We start from the raw sequence: 19,194 nt of genomic DNA, 5'->3' as shown, positions 1-19,194 counted from the left end.
TGACAATAACATTGTTGGATCACAAGTAGATTGGAGGGAATATGAATAAAACGCCCAAGTTGAGCGTGATTGTGCCAACGTACAATCGTGCGGCGTTATTGCAGTTAACGCTCCGGTCGCTGGTTGAGCAGACTATAAACAAAGACGACTTTGAGGTGATTGTTGTCGATGACGGTTCCTCTGATAACAGCCCGGATATTGTTCGTTCTTTTTCCGGTAAGTTGAATATTGACTACCTGTGGCAGGAAGATAAAGGCTTCCGCGTGGCGGGTGCGCGAAATAAGGGGGCGTTGTTAGCGAAAGCACCTTATTTGGTATTTATTGACAGTGGTGTTTCGTTAGCCTCATCGGCTTTGGCAAATATGCTTAACGCATTTTTAACACCCTTGGCAAAACCGAAAGCCATTATTGGTTTTATTCACGGCTTTGGCGTTGAGGATGAATACACTTTAAATCAATTTCGTCATTTAGCACGCGGCAGTGCTGACCACTGTATTCGTTGGTTGAAAAAACACAGCTTATATGACCCACGAAAAGTGCAATACGATGAGTTGGGTTCGGAGATTGATTTATGGCCTGCGCCTTTTGATATTTTTTGGGGCGGCTTAATGGGCGTTGAGCGAAAACAGTTTCAAGAGTTGGGTGGGTTTGATCAGAGCTTTAACAGTTGGGGCGGGGAGGATGTCGACCTGGGTATTCGGTTGTTCCTTCAAGGTTGTCAGTTTGTGTTAGCCGAGAAGGTGGAGTCCTATCATTACCCGCATATTACGGATTCCAATATTCAAAAAGAATGTACGGCGTTAGCCTGCGCCAAAAAACTGCATGACAAATACGGTTTGTGGCAAACGGATTATTACAACTACAACCAAGACGATGCTGTAATGACCCCGTTAAATCTTATGATTACACGAATGAAGGCACGCCTTGTTCGCCAGGAGTATGTAAAGGTCAGTCAGAATGCCTAATTACGATAATTTGAGCCAGCATACGTTTCTCCCTTTTGAGGTACATAAAATCACGACCGCCAAAACATTTTGGGTGAATTATGATTTGGTGCGAGAAACGTTTACCCAATGTAACACCATGAACGATGCGCAAGTGGATGACTTCCTGATTGATAATTTTGCGTACATGGTGCCGCCGGAAGGTGTGGATTTCGACAAGCATTTTAGCCAACAAACCCAAACCTTTTATGCCGAACGTTATGGCAGCCACAGCGAACGCAGCAATGGTGGTGGTGTACGTTGCGGGAACCATATGGGGGTTCAGATTAAGGGTACCGGTAAAAACCTGTTAGCCAATGGCTGGATGGATTTTTGGCATACCCACGGTGGGGCTTCGTTGGAAGAGGGGGTTCGCGAAGCCATATGGGGCGAATTTTTCCATCAGAATGCGCCCTTTGGTGCGGCGAGAATTTTAGCGGTCATTCGCACCGGAATGGATATTGATTTTGATTACAACCTGGAATCGAAAGAAGACAACAAAGCGCCGGGCGCGTTAATGCTACGGCAACCGATTGTGCGACCCGCGCATTTCGAACGGGCGCATTTTTTCCATAATGAATTGCCGTTTGATTTTTACCGGGTTCAGGATAATTGTGAAAAGCTGAATCAAATTACCGGCGAGACGGAATCGAAAGCCTTTATTCAGCGGCAAATTGCTTACTTTTCTTACCTTTCCGCCTGGCTGAAGGTGAAGCGGATTGCCCACGGTGCGATTACCACCGGGAATATTGGTGTCGATGGTACGATGATTGATTTTGGCACCACCACCTCGTTTCTGGACCATGCCAATTATTTGATTTCTCGTGGCTTTCCGCCGTTTTGGGGCGACCATGTATATTTTTCTAATATTTTGTCCACCATGAATTTCTACTTGGGCAAATACCATTCTGAGTGTTTTGATAAGCCGAAAGAAATCGAAGAATTATTTTTTGATAGTTTTAATCGCTATTTATCACAGTTTTGGTTGTACCAAACCGGGTTTGATGGGGCCTTTTGTAAAATAGAAACGCCGGTGCATAAGCGTTTTTCGGCGGGCATTAACTTGTTAGCTAAAGCCTGTGAAGAAACCCAGCACACACCACAAACCTTCAGGGTGCCGTTGGCCAGGTACAATGTGGTGAATATTCTCAAAATTTTGGCCGAGGAAAAGCAAGGTATTACGGTTGAACATTTAAAAACAGAAATCCCTGAAGAGAAATACGCACAACATATTGTTGAACGGTTTCTGGATGTGCTTGCTGCTTACGATGAATGGCAAGCGGCAACAGGGCAAACCGGGTTAAAGCCCTTGCAGGTGGCTTGTGAAGAACGCAATCGCGATTTAATTCGTCTGACGCGTAATGAACTGTTTAAAGACATTACTAAAAAAGTGGAACAGGACGACGATGTGCGTGGTTGGATTAATGAAATTTTGCAGGACTCTAAATTAGAGCCGGATAATTTGCCGTTTGAGTTGGAGGCCTGTTAATGCTGACATTAAAAAGCGAAAACCACTTAAATAATAACGTTGCCCGAATATTGGGGTTGGGGTTACAGGTTTTTCCCGATTCGGATTATTTTGTGTCTAAAGCAAATGATGTTCGTAAAGCCGTATTGCATGACCAGTTAATGATTACTTACGAACCTATTCAGCAAAACCCACAGAGCTTTGTTTGTTGGGCGCTGGTGAATGATCAAACCTTCGATAAAATTAAGCAAGATGAAAAATATGTGTTAAGTGGCTGTGAATGGTTTGAAGGTTTTAATCTGGTAATTTATTGTGCCCACCTGCAGAAAGATAACCCTCTTGATATTAAGCGGGAGATTCTTGACCGGGTGAAGAAGAAAATCGGCGACAATAAAATAGGTAAGGTTTTGGTGATGAAAGGCAAGGATAAAACACCGTTTGAATGTGATTTATCCAAATTCTCCAGGTTATAACGCGGTTCACTTCACAAACTAAGTATTCACACGTCTTGCTTTGCTCTGGCATTGGCTTAGCCCTTCTGGTATAAATGCCGCCTATTGCTTTACTCGGTCTGTAAGTTGTTACGGAAAAACGAAATAACCATAAAAAGCGAAGGCAAATAGAAGATGCAAACCGATTTCCTGTCACAGGTTTTTTTACCTCTTTCTTTATTTATTATTATGCTGGGTATGGGCTTGTCCCTGACTCTGGCGGATTTTTCCCGTGTATTAAAAGCCCCCAAAGCGGCATTGATTGGTATTTGTTGCCAGATGTTGCTGCTGCCCATTGTGGCTTATGTATTAATTATTGCGATGGGTATTTCCGGTGAGCTGGCAGTTGGCTTAATGATTTTGGCCTTTTGCCCCGGTGGTGTCACCTCGAATATGTATTGTTACTTGTTTAAGGCCGATGTTGCGCTTTCTATTACATTAACTTCCATTGTCAGTGTGGTCACACCGTTTACCATTCCGGTGCTAACGTTGTTGGCAATGGATGCATTTATGGGGGATCAGCAACAATTTACCATTTCTGTAGGGAAAGTGATTGTGCAATTGGTGGTGATTACCTTGGTGCCAGTTGCGATTGGCATGTGGATTTTTAACCGTTACCCACACTTTGCCCAACGCTTGGAAAAAGGCGTTAAGCCGCTTTCTATTGCCTTGTTGGTGTTAATACTTGTGCTGATTACCATAAAAGACTGGGACAATATTCCCATGTACGCTGCGCAGGCAGGCATTGCCGCGTTTAGCTTGAATGTGGTGACTTTAGCCCTGGGCTACCTTATTGCCAAGCTTGCGCGGTTAAACCGGGCAGAGGCGATGAGTATTGGTACGGAAGTGGGGTTGCAAAATGGCACCCTGGCGTTACTGGTTTCCGGTACGATTTTGGGCAGCTCAATTATGACGATTCCCGCAGTGACTTATAGCTTGATTATGTTTTTTACCGGCGCGGCGTTTGGTTGGTTGATGAACCTGGAAGCTGGGCCTGTGAATTCAGGTTCAGAACAGAGTGCTTAGTATCCAAATTATTATCATGTATCGCACCTTATTATCCCTGTAAGGTTAGTGGTCATAAGCTTAAGTGACCAAGTGAGATTACTTCATCACTTAAGCTTGCTGTTTAGTCGTTAATTCTGTCGTCAATGTATTCAATGGCATCTTTAAACGCTGGTAGAGCAATTTGTACATGCGTCAGATGACGTTCTTTTAAATGGATTTGCAGCCCCGGCAGTTGGTATGAGTTCATACGGTTGTAGTATTTTTCCACTTCAAACACTAATCCGGCTGCGCTTGCAGAATCCAAAAATAGATTTACACCAGAACCCGACCAGCTGGGTAATAGTGCTTCCTCAACGGCTATATAGTCCGGTTGAAAAAGCTGGTATGCACCTTCGGAAGAAATATAGTTTTGGAAGGAGGGGGTTGTGTTGTGATCGTAGAGGAATGAAGAGACAATTAGGCCACCGAGTGAAGCCCCTTGAACTGTTCTATTCTTATCTGATATTCGATATTGGCTTTCGATATATGGCATAAATTCTGTTTTAAAAAACTGGATATAATCGTTAGCCCCGGTGATTGTATAGTCAATAATACGTCTGTTGTTTGGCCCCTGCTCAATCGCAACGAGTATGAAATCGTAGCCTTCCTTATCTATTTCTCTTGAAAAGTCCCAGAAAACCCATTGTCCATCAGTTGCGTAAATAACAGGATATTCTTTGTCAGTGTCATAATTCTCTGGAAGGTAGACCCTGTATGGATAACTTACTCCGGTTATTTGAGAAAAGTAGGTTTTTTTATCAGCAATTGTACCCTTGTATTTATGATTTGTTGGTGGGTTGATAAGGGTGTACGTGAAATTTCCGGAGATGCTTGCTTCACTACCTTCTTCGGTCATTTTCCATATGCCTGCGCGCATATTCTGGTAGGTAAACGTTAGCGTATAGTTTAGATTTGAATGTGGAAATTTGACATCTAGACTAGTGGAATTGTCTTGTTGTCTATTTTCTTTGTATTTTGCTTCGTACTCCCATTCATCATATTGCTCTGAACGAACAAAAACTTTATTTTTACCGAAATAGTGATTAAGCATTTGATCAAAAGGTGGCAACCCTTCAACAGGAAAGCCTGGATCTTTCTGTGTGACTACCATGCTAAATCCGTTATTTTTTACTGTTTCTGGTGCCAACCCGGTAAGATCGGTTTCTCTGATTGAAAAGGTACCTTTCATGGCACCTAAACCATTGCCCAAATCATACACAAAGGTTCCCTGCTTGCGACTTGTAAAGGTGAGAACATTTGTGCTGAATTCACTTTTATAGGTTGCTGTACTTTGATTGAGAACGGTGTAGGTGTATTCGGAATAGTAATCGATAAAGTGGACATCAAAACCTCTGGATACGATGTACTGCTCATCAAATCGTTCTATCAATGTTCCGGGTTTTAAATAATTTAGCGGGAAAGGTAGACCTTCTTCGGGGGTTATTGTTTTGACTTCGAGGGTAAGTTGTTTTCCGTATAGTGTTGCTGGCGGGGAGAAGTTTGAATGCTCTTTATCGTACTTAACTTTCTCTGCAAAAGCGTGGTTTATTGTAAAAATACTAATTATTATAAAAAGTAGGGTTTTCATGTGTCAGATCCTCTGATATGTATTTTCGACCTTTCTTTGGTCTATATACTAAAACGTATTTGCTATCCACAACACGACATATTATTTAATTCTGTAGTGATTTTTTTGTTGCCCTGATGATTAAGGGTTACCGTTGCGTTTTAATTTCAGGCTCTCTTGCCATCTATTAAAACCGGTAACCCTTTGTTTATACAAGAAGGGGTTGGTTTTGGCCTGACATAGTCCGCATCAACGGATCGTCAGTAATATACCTTCGAAAAAAACAGGTAGGTTATTCCACCACTTTCAAAGTTGGGAATGCATATCCGCCTTCTTGTATTTCTTTGCTTGGGCCATACATACGCAAAATGATATAGGCGTCTTTTACTTGGGAAGCAGTAGTGTAAAGATTACTCTAAATCCCCAGCCTTCCGGTGACTGTTCAGTGGATTCTGCCCAGTAGCGAACACCAGCACCCACACTGATGAGTTGATTATTTATTTTGGTGACTTTGCTCACCACTGCATTGACGGGAACATTCCATTGTTCTCCTTCCCAATCGTAGGTACTTTCTGTATTGATGGTATAGGTAACCGCACTGGATGTGGTGTAGGAAAGAAAGGGTTGTAAAAAAGTGGAATCAACATCTGCCCGATCACTATCACCGGCAATGGAGACAATATGGTTAGCCAGTGCACCGTAGGTCCAGCCACCATCTTGCTTTAATGCGACGGCGGTTGGCCCAATGCCCCATTTGCCTGCAGAAAGTGCATCTTCCGAACCGGTTTTGAGAAGAAAGGCCGGGCCGACACCGAGAATCCAGCCTGATTCTGTTGGTTCCTTGGGTGATAAAAATAAACTCTGTACAACATCACCAATACCGAATTGGCTTTCGTTGGAAATAACATCGTCCTGAGAAATGACCGGCAGTATGGTTCGGGAGATCAGGTTCCAGTCGGAATTAATTTCCATTGGTACAACCGGCTGAACGTTTAACGTCCAGCGCGAACCGTCGTCGGCCGGGCCAATATTTTCATCGTAATTTAATTGTAGCGGTACGCTAATAAGTGCAGCAACGGGGTTGGCAAGTTGTTTGGCGAGCCCGGCTGCGCCTTCGTCTGACCAACTTGAAAGCGGCAGGGCAGCAAGAGAAAAACCCATCAAAAATAAACGATAAAATGGCATAGTAACCCCTTTAATTTATAATTTGATTTTTGTTATTTTCACTATTCGATAGTGTTTTCTATTGTTTTAGATTCGAACTGTTTATTGCCTGGTAGATTACGTTCAAGCCTTCGCCAAAGCACCCATCACCATGAAGCGGTGGTTTACCGTTAATAGTTTCGTGGTGGCTATGGTCATGGGTTTTTGAATTTTGTAAAAAACCAAATACGGCGGGAGAGGATATAGCGCTCACATTTGCCGGACGCTGGTAGATCACGTTGTCTTCTTTTATGGTTTGAAGAACTTTAATGTTTGCCAGTTGCTCTTTCGGAATTTTCATTGGGTTTTCCGATAAAACAACAAAGTCCGCGAGCTTGCCAATTTCGATGCTGCCTTTGGTTTTTTCTTCAAAACTTTGCCATGCAGACCAGAGAGTCATAGCTTTAAGCGCTGTCATGACCGGAACCCTGTGGTTAGGGCCGAGTACTTTGCCACTTCTGGTGGTGCGCGTGACGGTAGCAGATAAAATACGCATGGAATCTGGCAGGGCTACCGGGGCATCGTGGTGGGTTCCGAATTTCATACCTTCCTCTAATACCCAGCCGGTGGGGGAAATATCTTCCGCACGCTTTGGCCCCAAGACGGAATCCCGATGCCAGTCACCCCAGTAATAGGTGTGCATTGGAAACAGGGAAGGGAAGATCGATAACGCTTTTAATTTGGTTACTTGCTCACGTCGTAACACTTGCCCATGAATTAACACGGGCCGGTTATTTAGTTCTGGGTATTTTTGTTTTGCTTTGGTGATGGCTCGAATAAGGCTATCACTGGCGGCATCACCATTGGCATGGGTGAGTATTTGCCAGCCGTTGGCATAGGCTTTTTCCACCGCATTATCCACGGTTTCCTGATCCACTGCGGCGTAGCCCCGGTAACCTTTGCCGCGCCCTTCTGGGGAAATGTAGTAGGGCTGGCTAAGCCAGGCGGTTTTGCCCTGTGGGGAACCGTCAATGGTTAATTTGGCTCCGCCCACACGAAAGCGCCCGCTGTATTCCATAGAAGGCTGAATATTTTCAACTTCGAGAATGTCTGGGTAGGCCACCAGATCAATATTTAATTTGCCGGCTTTGGCGACCCGCTGCATAGCTTCCACTGCGGGGGCTGTGGCTCGCCCTTCTTGCCCCGTGGTGTAGCCGAATGAGGCGAGTTGCTTCGCACCGGCTAGAACAAGTTCTTCGTTGATTTGGTCATCGAAACGTGCGGCGAGTTGCTTGACCAAATAGAAGAAGGCGTATTCTTCGGCTACGCCATTCGGTTCTTTACTGCCAGGGCGATGACGGAAAACACCGCCTTTGGGGTTTTCTGTTTCTGAGGTTACGCCTGCTAGTTCGAGCGCTTTACTGTTGGCTACACCAAGGTGCCCGGATTGGTGAATGATTAATACCGGGTATTCGGTGGAAACCTGGTCCAGGTCATCCCGTGTGGGGTGCCGTTGTTCGGCTAGTTGCGAATCGTCATAGCCGAAGCCGACAACCCAACCGACTTTCTCGATGGATGCTTTATTGTTGGCTGCCCAATCTTTAAGTAAAGCGATAAGTGTTGGAATATCGTTACCTGTTCCATCCGGTGCTGGAAGCAGGTTGGCGGTGGTTGCCTGAATACCTTGTAAGTATGCGTGGCCGTGGGAATCGACAAAGCCAGGAATGAGTGTTTTTCCTTGCAGGTCGACCGTTTTGGTTTCTGGTCCGTTGAATGAATTAATGTCAGCGTGGCTGCCTACTGCAATAATTTTGCCGTCTTTAACGGCAATGGCTTCTGCTGCGGGTTGAGCATCGTTAATTGTAATGATGTCACCGCCTTGATAAATGGTATCTGCACTTACTGCGGGTTTGGTTGTTGCTTTGTTATTGGGTTCTTTGTTTGAACAGCTGGCAATAAACGTGGAAATTATTATTAAAATGAAAGGAAATAGAATACTGGCTTTCACAGCTTGCCCCCTAAAAAAGTGGAATCAGTCGAAAATCAATATACATCTGCCTCCGAATATAATGAGTTTACTCATTTGATTGAAGAAAATATTACAAAAACATGTCACTTTGGCATGTAAAAATACTTTTTTGGGGAATCTGTACCGAATTAAATGAGACGCTGTTCTGAAATGGGGGATTTTATTGACAGTGTCGCATAGTTTTTTTATGACTAATCGATTTATATGAAGGTTGGCTAATTGATATTTAATTCAATAATGGTAAAAGTATGATAATACTATGTGATTGCTATTACATTGAAAATAAACTGCTACAGCGGTTTTGATTTTTTAAGTTCTTCGTTAATAAAGGACGTTTTGCGCAATTGCATTTTATACGCTTCGTATTTGGCTTCTTCTTCCGACATAAATAAATCTTTATGCTGACTGTTTAATTGGGATACGCGATCTTCTAAATCGTTTTGCGTTTCTATTTCGCCATTATGGTCTATGTGCAACAACTGGGTTGGTAGTGTTAATTCGGGGTTGTTTTTCTGCAAGTGGTGAGCGAGGTAGTAACCAATTAATAAACTTCTATGGCAAGTGGCAGGGTCTTTTTCTGCACACATTAACGCGATATTAAATTGTTTTTCGACACCAGCGCTTAAACGTTCCAGACCTTGTTTAAAAAGGTCAGACATCATCAGGCGGTCGAATTGTACTTGTCCGCATTCGTCATAGTGCGTTTCATCTTTTGAGCGTGGGCCCAGTTCATCTCCGAGATACACATATCTAATTGCGTGTTTTTTCAATTCGGCAGCAATATTCTCTTTGTGGTAGTCGTGAAAGATTTTGCTGTAGGGAACAGACCGAACGTCCGCCACGGCATTAATGTTGTATTGCTTTAATTGAGCGATAAAGCTGGTCAGTGGTTTGGTTGCATAGCCAATGGTGTAAAGTTGGGGAGATGTGGTCATACGAAATATGTGTTATAGATTTGCTTCCGGGTGTGTTGTGTTAACCACATTATTCTAAAAGTAGGGAGTTAGTGGCGTTGAGATTTCAACAAGAGAAGGCGTACTACTTCGAAAACCACTGTTTGGAATTAAACGTTATTCTGTTTTCTATATAAGGTTTGACGTGATACACCAAGGAGCTGAGCAGCCTTTTCCCTATTTTGCCCCGTGACCTGCATTGCCCGGTTTACCATTTCGGATTCCAATAAACGTTTTGCTTCTTTTAGACCTAATGCTGGGTCGGCAAAAAAACGGCTTAACTCCTGCATAGATTTCCATTCGTCGGATCTGGGGACTTTTGCTAGGAGGTGGAATACGTTTTCTTTTTTCTCTGTGTACATCAACGCCCAAAGTGTGACGCAGACTGCAAGAGACATAAATACGGAACCATTTATACGAACTCCCATTTGCATCATCGTGATAACCAGTAATGCGGTAATGATGCACGGCACAATGGAAAGCATAAATACTAGAGAACGGCGTTGTTCAGTATGTTCTTTGGCGTTTTTGTATGTGGCATAAAGGGCAGAAAAAGCGAAAATAACCGATGACAAGAGACCAAATTGAATAACAAAGTAATATTTACCTGGAATACGAGTAATCGAATAGCCAATGCTTTCAACCCCAGCTAGCCCTGCGTTGGGTATAAAAATGGCTAATACTGTTGGAACTAAGCATATTGTTACTACGCTTTTGGTTAACCACTTAAGATCCTGAAACGCGGACATTCCATATGCCGCCATGGATAGAGCGGAGGTTAAAGCGAAAAGATAGTACAAACGCAACAAAAGCATATGGTGTGTTTCGTTAGCGTAGAAGAAGTAAAAGATCTCAACGAGATTCAATGCCAATAGACTACCGAAGAACGCCTGTACTGAGGTACGGGCGTTTTTAAATGAGCTTCCATTTGCTGCTAGTAAAAGCACTTTCAGAGAAAGTGCCAGTACACTCGGTATAGCGAAAATTGGCATCTAAAATTGAAAAGCACTTTGGCTTACTGTTGCGCCACTCCCGGCTCCCAGAAGAAGTACTTTCTCTCCCTTTTTGGGTGGATTTAAGCACATGTTTACAGCGAATGTTGCACTAGTCAAGTTCCCAAACATGTCATATGTCTTAGGAAGTTTTTCCACGGGTTGTTTTGATACTTTAGATAACTTTTTGTGGGGTTTTGCGCCAATTTGGTGGCAGTAAATCCTGTCGACGGTGTTGGGAGTCCATCCCGTACTTTCGTAGGTTTGGTTAATTAGTCGTTTATGAAGGTCTATCATGACGCTGCTTAGTTCTGTCATTTTCATTTCAAATTCGACCCCTTTGTCTGAGGACTTAATATAGCAAAGGTCTTTGTACTCGCTGGCAGTCAAAAACTTGTCATAAATGCAACCTTCCTGATTGTTGGACTTAGATACCACAAAAGCTCCCCCCGCATCGCCAACAGTAAATGCACCTAAAAGCTTCTTAAATATTTGCTTATCGTTGGAAACTCTTAATTGGCGCATAATCTCCTTTGTTAGTGCGCTTGGTCTTTCTCCTGTGCAGACCAGAACATTCTCAGCAGATCCCGACTTTATGAAAGCTGAGGCGATTTGAAGACCATTTAACAGTCCTATGCAGGCATTACTAACATCGAGCGCGCTGGCATTTATGGCACCCAGCTTGGATTGAATGTCGTGTGCTTGAGAGGGTTCGTATAAATCCCGGTGTATACCGCAGAAGAGCACCCAATCCAGATCTTTGGGGTCGATACCCGCATCGCGAATGGCGACCATTGAGGCCTGGACGGCCTGGTAGGAGATTGATTCCTGGTCGTCAGAAAACCGGCGTTGGACAATGCCGCTTGCGCGCTCCAGGAAGGACTCTGGAACACCAAATTTTCTGGAGTTGACTTCATGCATTAGCTCATTAGTGGTTACGACTGTTTCGGGAAGGTATGCACCAATACCAGAGATTTTTGATTTAAGTGAAAACATTTTTGTACCTCTTAAGATGTTAAATGTCGTGTGAGAGTTTAATAGGATGGTTAGCTTGAGTAACGATTAAAAAACGTGCGGTTTTGTAGAAATCCACAGCATTTCTGGGTTAAATATTAGATGGTACTTAATGTCGTCACATTCAATATGTTTATTTTTGCGACAAAAGATGAAGAGGATTTTGGTTGAGTTGGTGCGGGGAATAGGGCAAACAATTATGCCGGTGAGCAGCGCTACAGTTTTTAAAACAATTAATTGTTGGTGTTTAAGGTGGATTTTTTATGAGAAGTAAAAGCCTGTGTTTATTGGTTGGTTATTAATAAATGTGAAAAGGCTTAATACGTTTAAATAAACCATGCACCCTTTGGGGTGCACAGTTGGTAATTTCTCGTTTAGTCTGGTTTTGCCCAGTACTCAGATTCCAGTTCTTTGTTAACCGTCGTTCCTGTGATATGGCTACTGTAGTTGCTCAAGGTTTTTAAGGTAACACCGAGTACAACATCCAATACTTGTGCTTTATTAAAACCGGCATCGATAAAGCTCTGAATATCTTCTTCTGCCAGCCAGCCTCGTTTTTCTGCAACTTGTCGAGAAAAAACAGCCAGGGCTTCCAGTTTTGCATCCGGTAATGGCGTGTTGTTTCTCAATGCTTCAACAATTTTGCTGTCGACTTTAACAAACTGTTTGGCGATGACCGAGTGTGCTGATACACAAAATTCACATTGGTTGTACACGCTAACGGCAAGTAAAACCACTTGCTGTTGTTCCGGGGTTAAACTGCCTTGCTCCAATAATCCACTAAGGGTGACATAGCTTTTTAATGCCGCTGGGGATTCAGCCAAATAGGCGTATAGGTTAGGAACAAAACCGAGTGCTTTTTTTGACTGTTCCAATAGTGGCTTTGCGGCCTGTGGTGCTGTTTCGATCGAGTAGTGAGTAAATAATCCCATGGTATATCTCCTGTTTCTGTGTTGCTAAATAATGTGAGGAAAATATACCGGACCTGATTTGGTGAAATACGTCGTATAGTCTTTGAGTTCGTGCCGATCGTATTTTTTGTGTTTTTTAAATCTACGCCTGTGCCTGTTTTGTCCGTAAAGAAAAAAAACAGACCTATATGTTGGTCTGTTTTTTTCGGTTTAGCGCGCGGGTTCGGTACGCATTTTTATTATGCTGATTAAACCCGCGTTAACGTAAGTTCACTTTTGGATACCATTTAATTATTTAATGGCATATTCCGAGTGAATCCCATGCATACTGCCATGCCCAACCAGTACCGGGTGCATAAGCGCCACCGAGAGAACACCACCCACCGACTTTACACAGGTATTCAGTATTCGATCGCTGAACTTTGTCGCCCGTACTGTATGCGCTGCCTTCGTTGTAAATTGGCGAGGCACAATTATTGCCACCGGATGATGAGCTGGAAGAATTGGACGAACTAGAACTGCTGGAGGAACTGCTTGAGCTTGAGGAGCTGCTCGAACTGGACGAGCTACTTGTACTTGATGAACTGCTGGAGCTCGAGCTACTGGAGCTGGATGAGGTGTTGCCGCAGTCTGTGAGTTCTGTCCAGGCGGTTTGCCAGTAAAGACCAGTACCGGGGGCATAGGCCCAGGTTGCTGATGAAGAACACCATCCGGCTACATCACATCGGTATTCGTAGCCAGTGTTTTGAACTCGGTCGCCAACTTGGTATTGCGTACCGGTCTGATAATTCGGGGATATACAAACTGATCCACCGGATGAACTGGTGCTACTTGAACTGGAACTGCTCGAGCTGCTGGATGACGAACTGCTGCCTTCTTTTTCCAATGTCACATCCAGTACGGTTTGAGTTTGGTTGTTTGTGGTAACTGTGCGAGTGTGAGAGAGGTAACCTGGAGCGCTCACGGTGACGGTGTAATTACCTGTCGGAAGCAGCCGGTAGTAGCGACCAAAAGTGGCTCGGCTTTGGTAAGCGTTGCGTGCACCGGCAGTGTCGATTTCCTGAACTTCAACGGTGGCAACGATAGGGGTGTTGGTCTCTGCGTCCTGCACTATACCTGTAATCGTGGACTTTAATGGTCGAGCCAGAAAATCCAAAGCTGGTTGCAGGTTAGATTGGCACAGGTTTTCTGTGACTGATGCGCTGGGGCTGTGGGATGTGCCCAACTCTTCTCCCAGAGCAATTATGCCGTAGCGGCCGTATTCGTAATCGAGGCTGCCGCCGAGTACTCGGCCAAATAAATCATTAATGGATGCGACGCGGTAACCACCCATTGCATTGCCAATTTGATTACCCAGTTCGCGAAAGACCGCGATGTCCTGAGGGAGAGAAGCGCTATTTCCCCAGGGGTACATCACCATTTGACCATAGGTGTGTAAATCCAGCCCGAGCACAAAATGATGTTGTTCCAAATTATTTACGATGGCGCGTGTCTCCGGTTGGGATGGTGCCGGCGTCTGACCGGGTTGCCAGCTTTGTGGAAAGCTTCTGTTTAAGTCGACCCCATTATTATTTGTACGCCGGTTGGCGTTATGGCCATCGGGGTTGGTCATAGGGATAAACCACATTTGCGTTTCATCGACCAATTTCGTGACTTGTGGGTTGGAACCATAGTTTTGTGCGATATGGTTTAACACATAAAGTACGACTTCCGGGCCGGGACGTTCGTTGCCGTGTATTCCTCCTGCTATGTACGAAGAGGGTTCGTCTTCTTCGCTGTTTACGTTGTCGGATACTTTTATTGCCCATACATCGGTTTGTCCGCTGGCGGCTTTACCAAGGCTTACGACTTGAATAATGGAGGGGTATGTGGCGGCGAGGTTTTGTATTTCCGTTAACATGGTTTGATAGGTGTGGTAGCTGAAGCCACTTTCAGAAACGCTGGTAAAGTTTTTTTCCGCTTCTTGCGCCGTTAGGGTGATTTCTATTTGGCTGCTCGAACGTGTTTTGGAGTCAAACTTCGCTACAAGTGCTTCCAGCTTCTGGTATTCCAGTTGATCGTTAATGTAGATGTCTATTGCTTCTGCACTTAAATGATCAGTGGTAAAGGTGTTTGCCAGTATTGTCAGGTTGTGTTCTGTGGTGTGTACTCTGACGCTTGCAGGGAAGACATGTTCATTTTTTTCTGCCGAAGCAGATAAGGATAGAAGGCCAAAAAGTAAGATGAGGATGGCGTGTCGCATTGTATTTTTCTCGAGTGAAGGCGTTTACATTATTGTTGTGCTTAAAACGTTATTGCTCATCATGTAAACGGCTATTTGTGCAAAGTCCTCAATATGGCGTTGAATTTTTATTCCCTATTAGGTATGCGTTGCATTGTGGCGGGAGCTCTTTTGGTAAGTATCTATGCCAAGGGAAGAGAGTGGTTAGTATGGGTGGCTAGCATTGACTATCGAGGATGTTAAATAGAAAAGTAGGAATAGGGCGGCGTCTAATCGCTACTGTATTGAATATTTTAATATTCGGTGAATGCGAAAAACGTACATCGCTTCTTAAGGGGAAAGTGGTGTTTCTTCTGTTGATTTGTTTTGGCACTTCCTGCGCACGGTATGGCGTGATACACCGAGAATTTTTGCTGCCTGTACCAGATTGTTCCCTGAAAGCTCCAATGCTCTGCCTGCCATCTCAGCTTCCAACAATTCTTTTGCCGGTTTTAAACCAAGAGAAGGGTCTTGCAGGTAATTACAGATTTCCCGGAGTACTTTCTGTTCCCGAGTGTTGGGAACGTGACACATAAAATAGAAAAGCCGTTGGCTGTTGTCGGTATACATTATTATCCATAGGCTAAGGCATACGGCGAGGCTGAAAAATATTGTTGCATTTATTCCCATGCCTAGTTGCATAAGTACAACTACGGAGAGAATGGACAAAAACATTGGGAGTACGGAAAGTAGCAAAGCCAACATTTTGGCACGGAGGTCTGCATTTTTACCCAGTATGGCGCAAGTTGTTGTAATTAGCAGTGAGCTGACTAAGGGGACAACTAAACCAAACTGAACAATAAAGTACGCTGGGCCTGGAATTCTTGTCAACGAATAATTGATGCTTTCTACACCAGAGATTCCCACTCCGGGTAATAGCAGTACGCATATAGGCAAGAGGTAAGTTGGTAATACCAGCGGAATGGTGTAGGAGTTCCACAGGTTTGCGCTTTGTAGTGTAAAGACTAAAAACGAATTTAGCGCGGTTATCACGAAAATGTAATAAAGCGTCAGCAGAATGAGGGAGAACGAATTGATGCCTGGAAATAAAAAGCTATAGAGTTCGATCGAGTTTGCACCGAGTATGGCAAAGAAAAACGTCAACACAAAGTTGTTGACGTTTGGTTTTTGCGCTTTAAATAAAAGAATTATTTTAAGTGACAGCGCGAAAATGCTTGGAATAATGTAATACTCGATCATTAAAATTGAAAGGCTGCTTGGCTCCACGATGCTCCACTACCACCTGCCATAAACAGCACTTTATCTCCCTTTTTTGGTCGGTTTAAAGACATATTTACAGCGAAAGTTGCGCTAGTCAAGTTCCCGAATAAATCATAAGTCTTAGGCGCACATTCTGGCGTAACTTTCGACAATTCAATCATTTTTTTGTGAGGTCGCTCGCCTACTTGGTGACAATAAATTTTATTTACCTCATTTGGTTTCCATCCAACTTTGTCGTAAGTTTCATCTATCATTTCTTTGTGTTTGTTAACCATTACGCCACTTATTTCTTCCATCTTCATTTCAAAATCGATTCCGTATGGCGTGTGTTTGTAATAACATAAATCGCGCAATCCGCCATCCGATCGAGTATTGATGTACATGCATCCTTCGTTAATTTCTGATCGGGAAATTATCATGGCACCGCCCCCGTCTCCAACCGTAAACGCGCCAAGTAATTTTCGAAATAAACTTTTTTCTTTGGATTGTTTTAGCTGTCTTATCGCATCAATGGAGAGCTGGCTGGGTTTTTCTCCTGTACACAACAAAATATTTTCAGCTTTTCCTGCGCGAATAAATGAATCGGCAATTTCCAAACCACTGATCATGCCGATGCAGGCGTTGCTGATGTCCAGGCATGCGGCATTCCACGCTCCGATTTCTGCTTGAACTTCGTGTGCGGTGGAAGGTTCAGGTTTATCTCGGTCGATTCCGCAAAATAAAACCCAGTCTATGTCCAGTGGGTCTATTGATGCGTCGATTAATGCCTTGCGTGACGCCTGAACAGCGAGGTAACCGTATGTTTCGTCTGAATCAGAGAATCGTCGTTGAATAATACCGCTGGCGCGTCCTAAAAAGTTTTCTGATACGCCAAATTTTTTACTCTGTGCCTCACGCATCAACTCTTCCGTTGTTACAACGTTTTGAGGTAGAAAGGCGCCGACACCAGCAATTTTTATTTGTAGATCTTTTTGCATTTTTTTTTCCTCATAATTTTAATTTTGTCGCCTTGTTTGTCTAATTACTATAAGTGTATTTTTTGGGGTGGGATGGAATCGAAAGTTATATCTGAAGTTTTTTGTGGCGATTTATTTGGAGAGAGTGTCGTTACTATTTGCTGTTTGTCATGTTGTTTATGGGGACTGTATGTGATTTATACTGCAAGTAATTGTGTATTTATTTTTATATTTATTAACAAAAACAAGGAAAAAAAGCGCTTTTTTAAATTAAGATAAAAAGTTTTTAGGCGTTATAATTTTTTTGTTTTTTAGGCGAAATATTTTTCGTATTAATTTTTGTGTTTATGATCTATATCACAATTATTTTTTCTCAATATTTTGTCTGGTCAGTTGAGGGCTATGATTATTCTCCACAAAAAGTCGTGTAATTTTTCTTGTGGGTAAATAATGATCTTTATTGTTGTTTTTTATTATTAATAAAATTTATGCGAAAACTAAGGCGGTGAATTCAAATATTGTATTGATTGTATTTTTCGAAAGTGAAGGTGAGGAGTTTGCGTGGTGTTGGTTAAGCTTTTGAATTTTCGTAAACCGATACGCAGTTTTTGCTGGACCTTTTGGAACGGTATAGTGCTTCGTCCGCTCGGTCCAACAAACTGAGCTCGCTGTCAGAAAGTGTCACCAGTGTTAAACCGAGGCTGACGGTTATTTTTTGGCTTACTGAAAAACGATACGATTCTATCGATTGTCGAATTTTTTCAGCAAAAATTGTTAGAGATTCAATACTTGTATCACTGGCTATGAGAATAAATTCTTCTCCACCCCATCTGCCAAGTAAATCACTTTCCCGAATTTGTGACTTTATTAATTGGCTCAGCTCGACAAGAACCTTATCACCAGTGTTGTGCCCATATTGATCATTTATTTTCTTAAAATCATCAATATCGATCAGAATTACACCAAAAGGGCGGTGTTCTCTGCGAAAGCGTGCCAGCTCAATTTCGATAAACTCCTGAATGCGATAACGATTCCATAATTGGGTTAAGGCATCCAGTCGATAAAGCTGTTCCAGTTCGTTTTTGCGTTGTTCAAGCAGTGCTTTGCTTTTTGCTTTTTCCAGCCCAAAAATAGCAACGATGTAGAGCACGAGAGAAAAAATGGAGCTGAACATTTGGAGTTTCAGCAAAGCGATATGTGACTCATGTTCTGCAAACGGACCTTTGTTAAATGCCGTTGCTACGATCGCCACCGAAATAACAACAACTTGAACGGTGAAGGTTAAGCGCTGGCTGGAGTTGAACAGAATAAAAAATAATCCGGGCAAGCCCAAAAATAGGGTGTATAAAAAGTAATTGCCTGGACGAATAATATCAAAGCTCAGGGTGGCTAGAATGAGCGAGTAGATTACGCAGGCAACGAAGGTTAAGGTGGATTCCCGGGCGCTTTCTCTGGGCGTTAACCAGGAGTAGATCAATGGAGTGAAAAGCAGGGCCCCCGTTGCATCACCGATTAGCCAGGTAAAGAAAATGGAGGTCGCTTTGTGCCCTTCTATAAAACCGAAAATCGATAAGCCTCCTACACCAAACACGGCACTGAGCGTCGGACCGACAACCACACCGAGCACAAAAAAGCACAGAAGGTTGTTTAATGATTCGATGGGTTGTTCTTTACCTATTCTCGATTTTATTAATATTGCGATACCGGGGAGAGCTAGGGCGTCGCCTATCCCGTTAAGCGTTGCTGCTGCGATGGCGCTTGTGGCAACAGTCAGGGAAGATAAGGAAAAGTACGCCCATATATTACCGAGAAATGCGCCCAGAAATATGCCGGGCCATATCTGTGGGCCACGGTATAGTGCAAGCGCGAGCATGACGCCGGATGGAATCCACACTGGTGTGACGTTTGCGGGTTCAATGGCGAACGATTGTCCAATTCTGGCGGTGATGACATAGAGAACCGCCACCCAACAGATTTCTCTGAGGCGAGCATTTTGGAGGCTGTTGGAGAAAAATATCCTTATCTTACTGGATTTCATTCAAGTATTATTACGCGAAATGTACGTTTATAAGGTTAGGCTAGTTCAGCGCATAATCAAATAATAAATACATAAAATAATTTTTAGACTCTATGGGAATATCAAACATAAGTATTAGTGG

Annotated in this window: 15 protein-coding genes; 4 read left to right on the top strand and 11 right to left on the bottom strand. The window is 43.3% G+C overall.

What is annotated here, in order from left to right; genetic code table 11:
* Nucleotides 1-41 precede the first annotated feature (41 nt).
* From P5V12_RS12415 to P5V12_RS12400, 4 genes are all read left to right on the top strand, one after another.
* The gene (locus tag P5V12_RS12415; protein ID WP_316953410.1) at nt 42-965 is read left to right on the top strand and encodes a glycosyltransferase; all 924 of its coding nucleotides are present in this window, start codon (nt 42-44) and stop codon (nt 963-965) included.
* Nucleotides 958-2,472 carry a hypothetical protein gene (locus P5V12_RS12410; protein ID WP_316953409.1) on the top strand — a complete coding sequence of 505 codons (1,515 nt, stop codon included), beginning with the start codon at nt 958-960 and terminating at the stop codon, nt 2,470-2,472. Before P5V12_RS12415 ends, P5V12_RS12410 begins: the two co-directional genes overlap by 8 nt.
* A complete protein-coding gene (locus P5V12_RS12405; protein WP_316953408.1) occupies nt 2,472-2,924 on the top strand; it encodes a hypothetical protein in 453 nt (150 codons plus the stop codon). The genes P5V12_RS12410 and P5V12_RS12405 overlap by 1 nt, the downstream gene beginning before the upstream one ends.
* 153 nt (nt 2,925-3,077) lie before the next feature.
* Nucleotides 3,078-3,968, top strand: a complete 891-nt coding sequence (locus P5V12_RS12400) for a bile acid:sodium symporter family protein (protein ID WP_316953407.1) — start codon at nt 3,078-3,080, stop codon at nt 3,966-3,968.
* Nucleotides 3,969-4,071: 103 nt separating this feature from the next.
* Here P5V12_RS12400 and P5V12_RS12395 read toward each other — a convergent pair whose 3' ends face one another.
* From P5V12_RS12395 to P5V12_RS12345, 11 genes are all read right to left on the bottom strand, one after another.
* Nucleotides 4,072-5,577 carry an alpha/beta hydrolase gene (locus tag P5V12_RS12395; protein ID WP_316953406.1) on the bottom strand — a complete coding sequence of 502 codons (1,506 nt, stop codon included), beginning with the start codon at nt 5,575-5,577 and terminating at the stop codon, nt 4,072-4,074.
* 363 nt (nt 5,578-5,940) lie between these two features.
* On the bottom strand, nt 5,941-6,741 hold the full coding sequence (locus tag P5V12_RS12390; protein ID WP_316953405.1) for a transporter: 801 nt from the start codon (nt 6,739-6,741) through the stop codon (nt 5,941-5,943).
* Nucleotides 6,742-6,799: 58 nt separating this feature from the next.
* Nucleotides 6,800-8,707 (bottom strand): amidohydrolase, encoded by a 1,908-nt coding sequence (locus tag P5V12_RS12385; protein ID WP_316953404.1) that lies wholly within the window; start codon nt 8,705-8,707, stop codon nt 6,800-6,802.
* Between the two features lie 311 nt (nt 8,708-9,018).
* A complete protein-coding gene (locus P5V12_RS12380; protein ID WP_316953403.1) occupies nt 9,019-9,663 on the bottom strand; it encodes a DUF488 domain-containing protein in 645 nt (214 codons plus the stop codon).
* A gap of 128 nt (nt 9,664-9,791) precedes the next feature.
* Nucleotides 9,792-10,628, bottom strand: coding sequence for a helix-turn-helix domain-containing protein (locus tag P5V12_RS12375; protein WP_316953402.1), 837 nt, complete (start codon nt 10,626-10,628; stop codon nt 9,792-9,794).
* A gap of 45 nt (nt 10,629-10,673) precedes the next feature.
* Nucleotides 10,674-11,669, bottom strand: a complete 996-nt coding sequence (locus P5V12_RS12370) for a ketoacyl-ACP synthase III (RefSeq protein WP_316953401.1) — start codon at nt 11,667-11,669, stop codon at nt 10,674-10,676.
* 392 nt (nt 11,670-12,061) lie between these two features.
* Entirely contained in the window at nt 12,062-12,619 is a 558-nt protein-coding gene (locus tag P5V12_RS12365) for a carboxymuconolactone decarboxylase family protein (RefSeq protein ID WP_316953400.1), read from the bottom strand.
* A 274-nt stretch (nt 12,620-12,893) separates the two neighbouring features.
* On the bottom strand, nt 12,894-14,840 hold the full coding sequence (locus P5V12_RS12360; RefSeq protein WP_316953399.1) for a M14 family zinc carboxypeptidase: 1,947 nt from the start codon (nt 14,838-14,840) through the stop codon (nt 12,894-12,896).
* Nucleotides 14,841-15,149: 309 nt separating this feature from the next.
* Complete coding sequence (locus P5V12_RS12355) at nt 15,150-16,085, bottom strand: helix-turn-helix domain-containing protein (RefSeq protein ID WP_316953398.1); 936 nt, start codon at nt 16,083-16,085, stop codon at nt 15,150-15,152.
* On the bottom strand, nt 16,058-17,056 hold the full coding sequence (locus P5V12_RS12350) for a ketoacyl-ACP synthase III (protein ID WP_316953397.1): 999 nt from the start codon (nt 17,054-17,056) through the stop codon (nt 16,058-16,060). Before P5V12_RS12350 ends, P5V12_RS12355 begins: the two co-directional genes overlap by 28 nt.
* Before the next feature lie 550 nt (nt 17,057-17,606).
* Entirely contained in the window at nt 17,607-19,001 is a 1,395-nt protein-coding gene (locus P5V12_RS12345) for a diguanylate cyclase (RefSeq protein ID WP_316953396.1), read from the bottom strand.
* Between the last annotated feature and the right edge of the window lie 193 nt (nt 19,002-19,194).

The organism is Teredinibacter sp. KSP-S5-2 (assembly GCF_032773895.1).
Taxonomy (GTDB): domain Bacteria; phylum Pseudomonadota; class Gammaproteobacteria; order Pseudomonadales; family Cellvibrionaceae.
The sequence above is the reverse complement of the archived record's forward strand: the minus strand, read 5'-3'. Positions and strand labels throughout refer to the sequence as shown.

Excerpts from the sequence above, each read along its gene's own strand:
- P5V12_RS12415 (WP_316953410.1), top strand. The coding sequence starts at position 42 with ATGAATAAAACGCCCAAGTTGAGCGTGATTGTGCCAACGTACAATCGT.
- P5V12_RS12410 (WP_316953409.1), top strand. The coding sequence starts at position 958 with ATGCCTAATTACGATAATTTGAGCCAGCATACGTTTCTCCCTTTTGAG.
- P5V12_RS12405 (WP_316953408.1), top strand. The coding sequence starts at position 2,472 with ATGCTGACATTAAAAAGCGAAAACCACTTAAATAATAACGTTGCCCGA.
- P5V12_RS12400 (WP_316953407.1), top strand. The coding sequence starts at position 3,078 with ATGCAAACCGATTTCCTGTCACAGGTTTTTTTACCTCTTTCTTTATTT.
- P5V12_RS12395 (WP_316953406.1), bottom strand. The coding sequence starts at position 5,577 with ATGAAAACCCTACTTTTTATAATAATTAGTATTTTTACAATAAACCAC.
- P5V12_RS12390 (WP_316953405.1), bottom strand. The coding sequence starts at position 6,741 with ATGCCATTTTATCGTTTATTTTTGATGGGTTTTTCTCTTGCTGCCCTG.
- P5V12_RS12380 (WP_316953403.1), bottom strand. The coding sequence starts at position 9,663 with ATGACCACATCTCCCCAACTTTACACCATTGGCTATGCAACCAAACCA.
- P5V12_RS12370 (WP_316953401.1), bottom strand. The coding sequence starts at position 11,669 with ATGTTTTCACTTAAATCAAAAATCTCTGGTATTGGTGCATACCTTCCC.
- P5V12_RS12365 (WP_316953400.1), bottom strand. The coding sequence starts at position 12,619 with ATGGGATTATTTACTCACTACTCGATCGAAACAGCACCACAGGCCGCA.
- P5V12_RS12360 (WP_316953399.1), bottom strand. The coding sequence starts at position 14,840 with ATGCGACACGCCATCCTCATCTTACTTTTTGGCCTTCTATCCTTATCT.
- P5V12_RS12350 (WP_316953397.1), bottom strand. The coding sequence starts at position 17,056 with ATGCAAAAAGATCTACAAATAAAAATTGCTGGTGTCGGCGCCTTTCTA.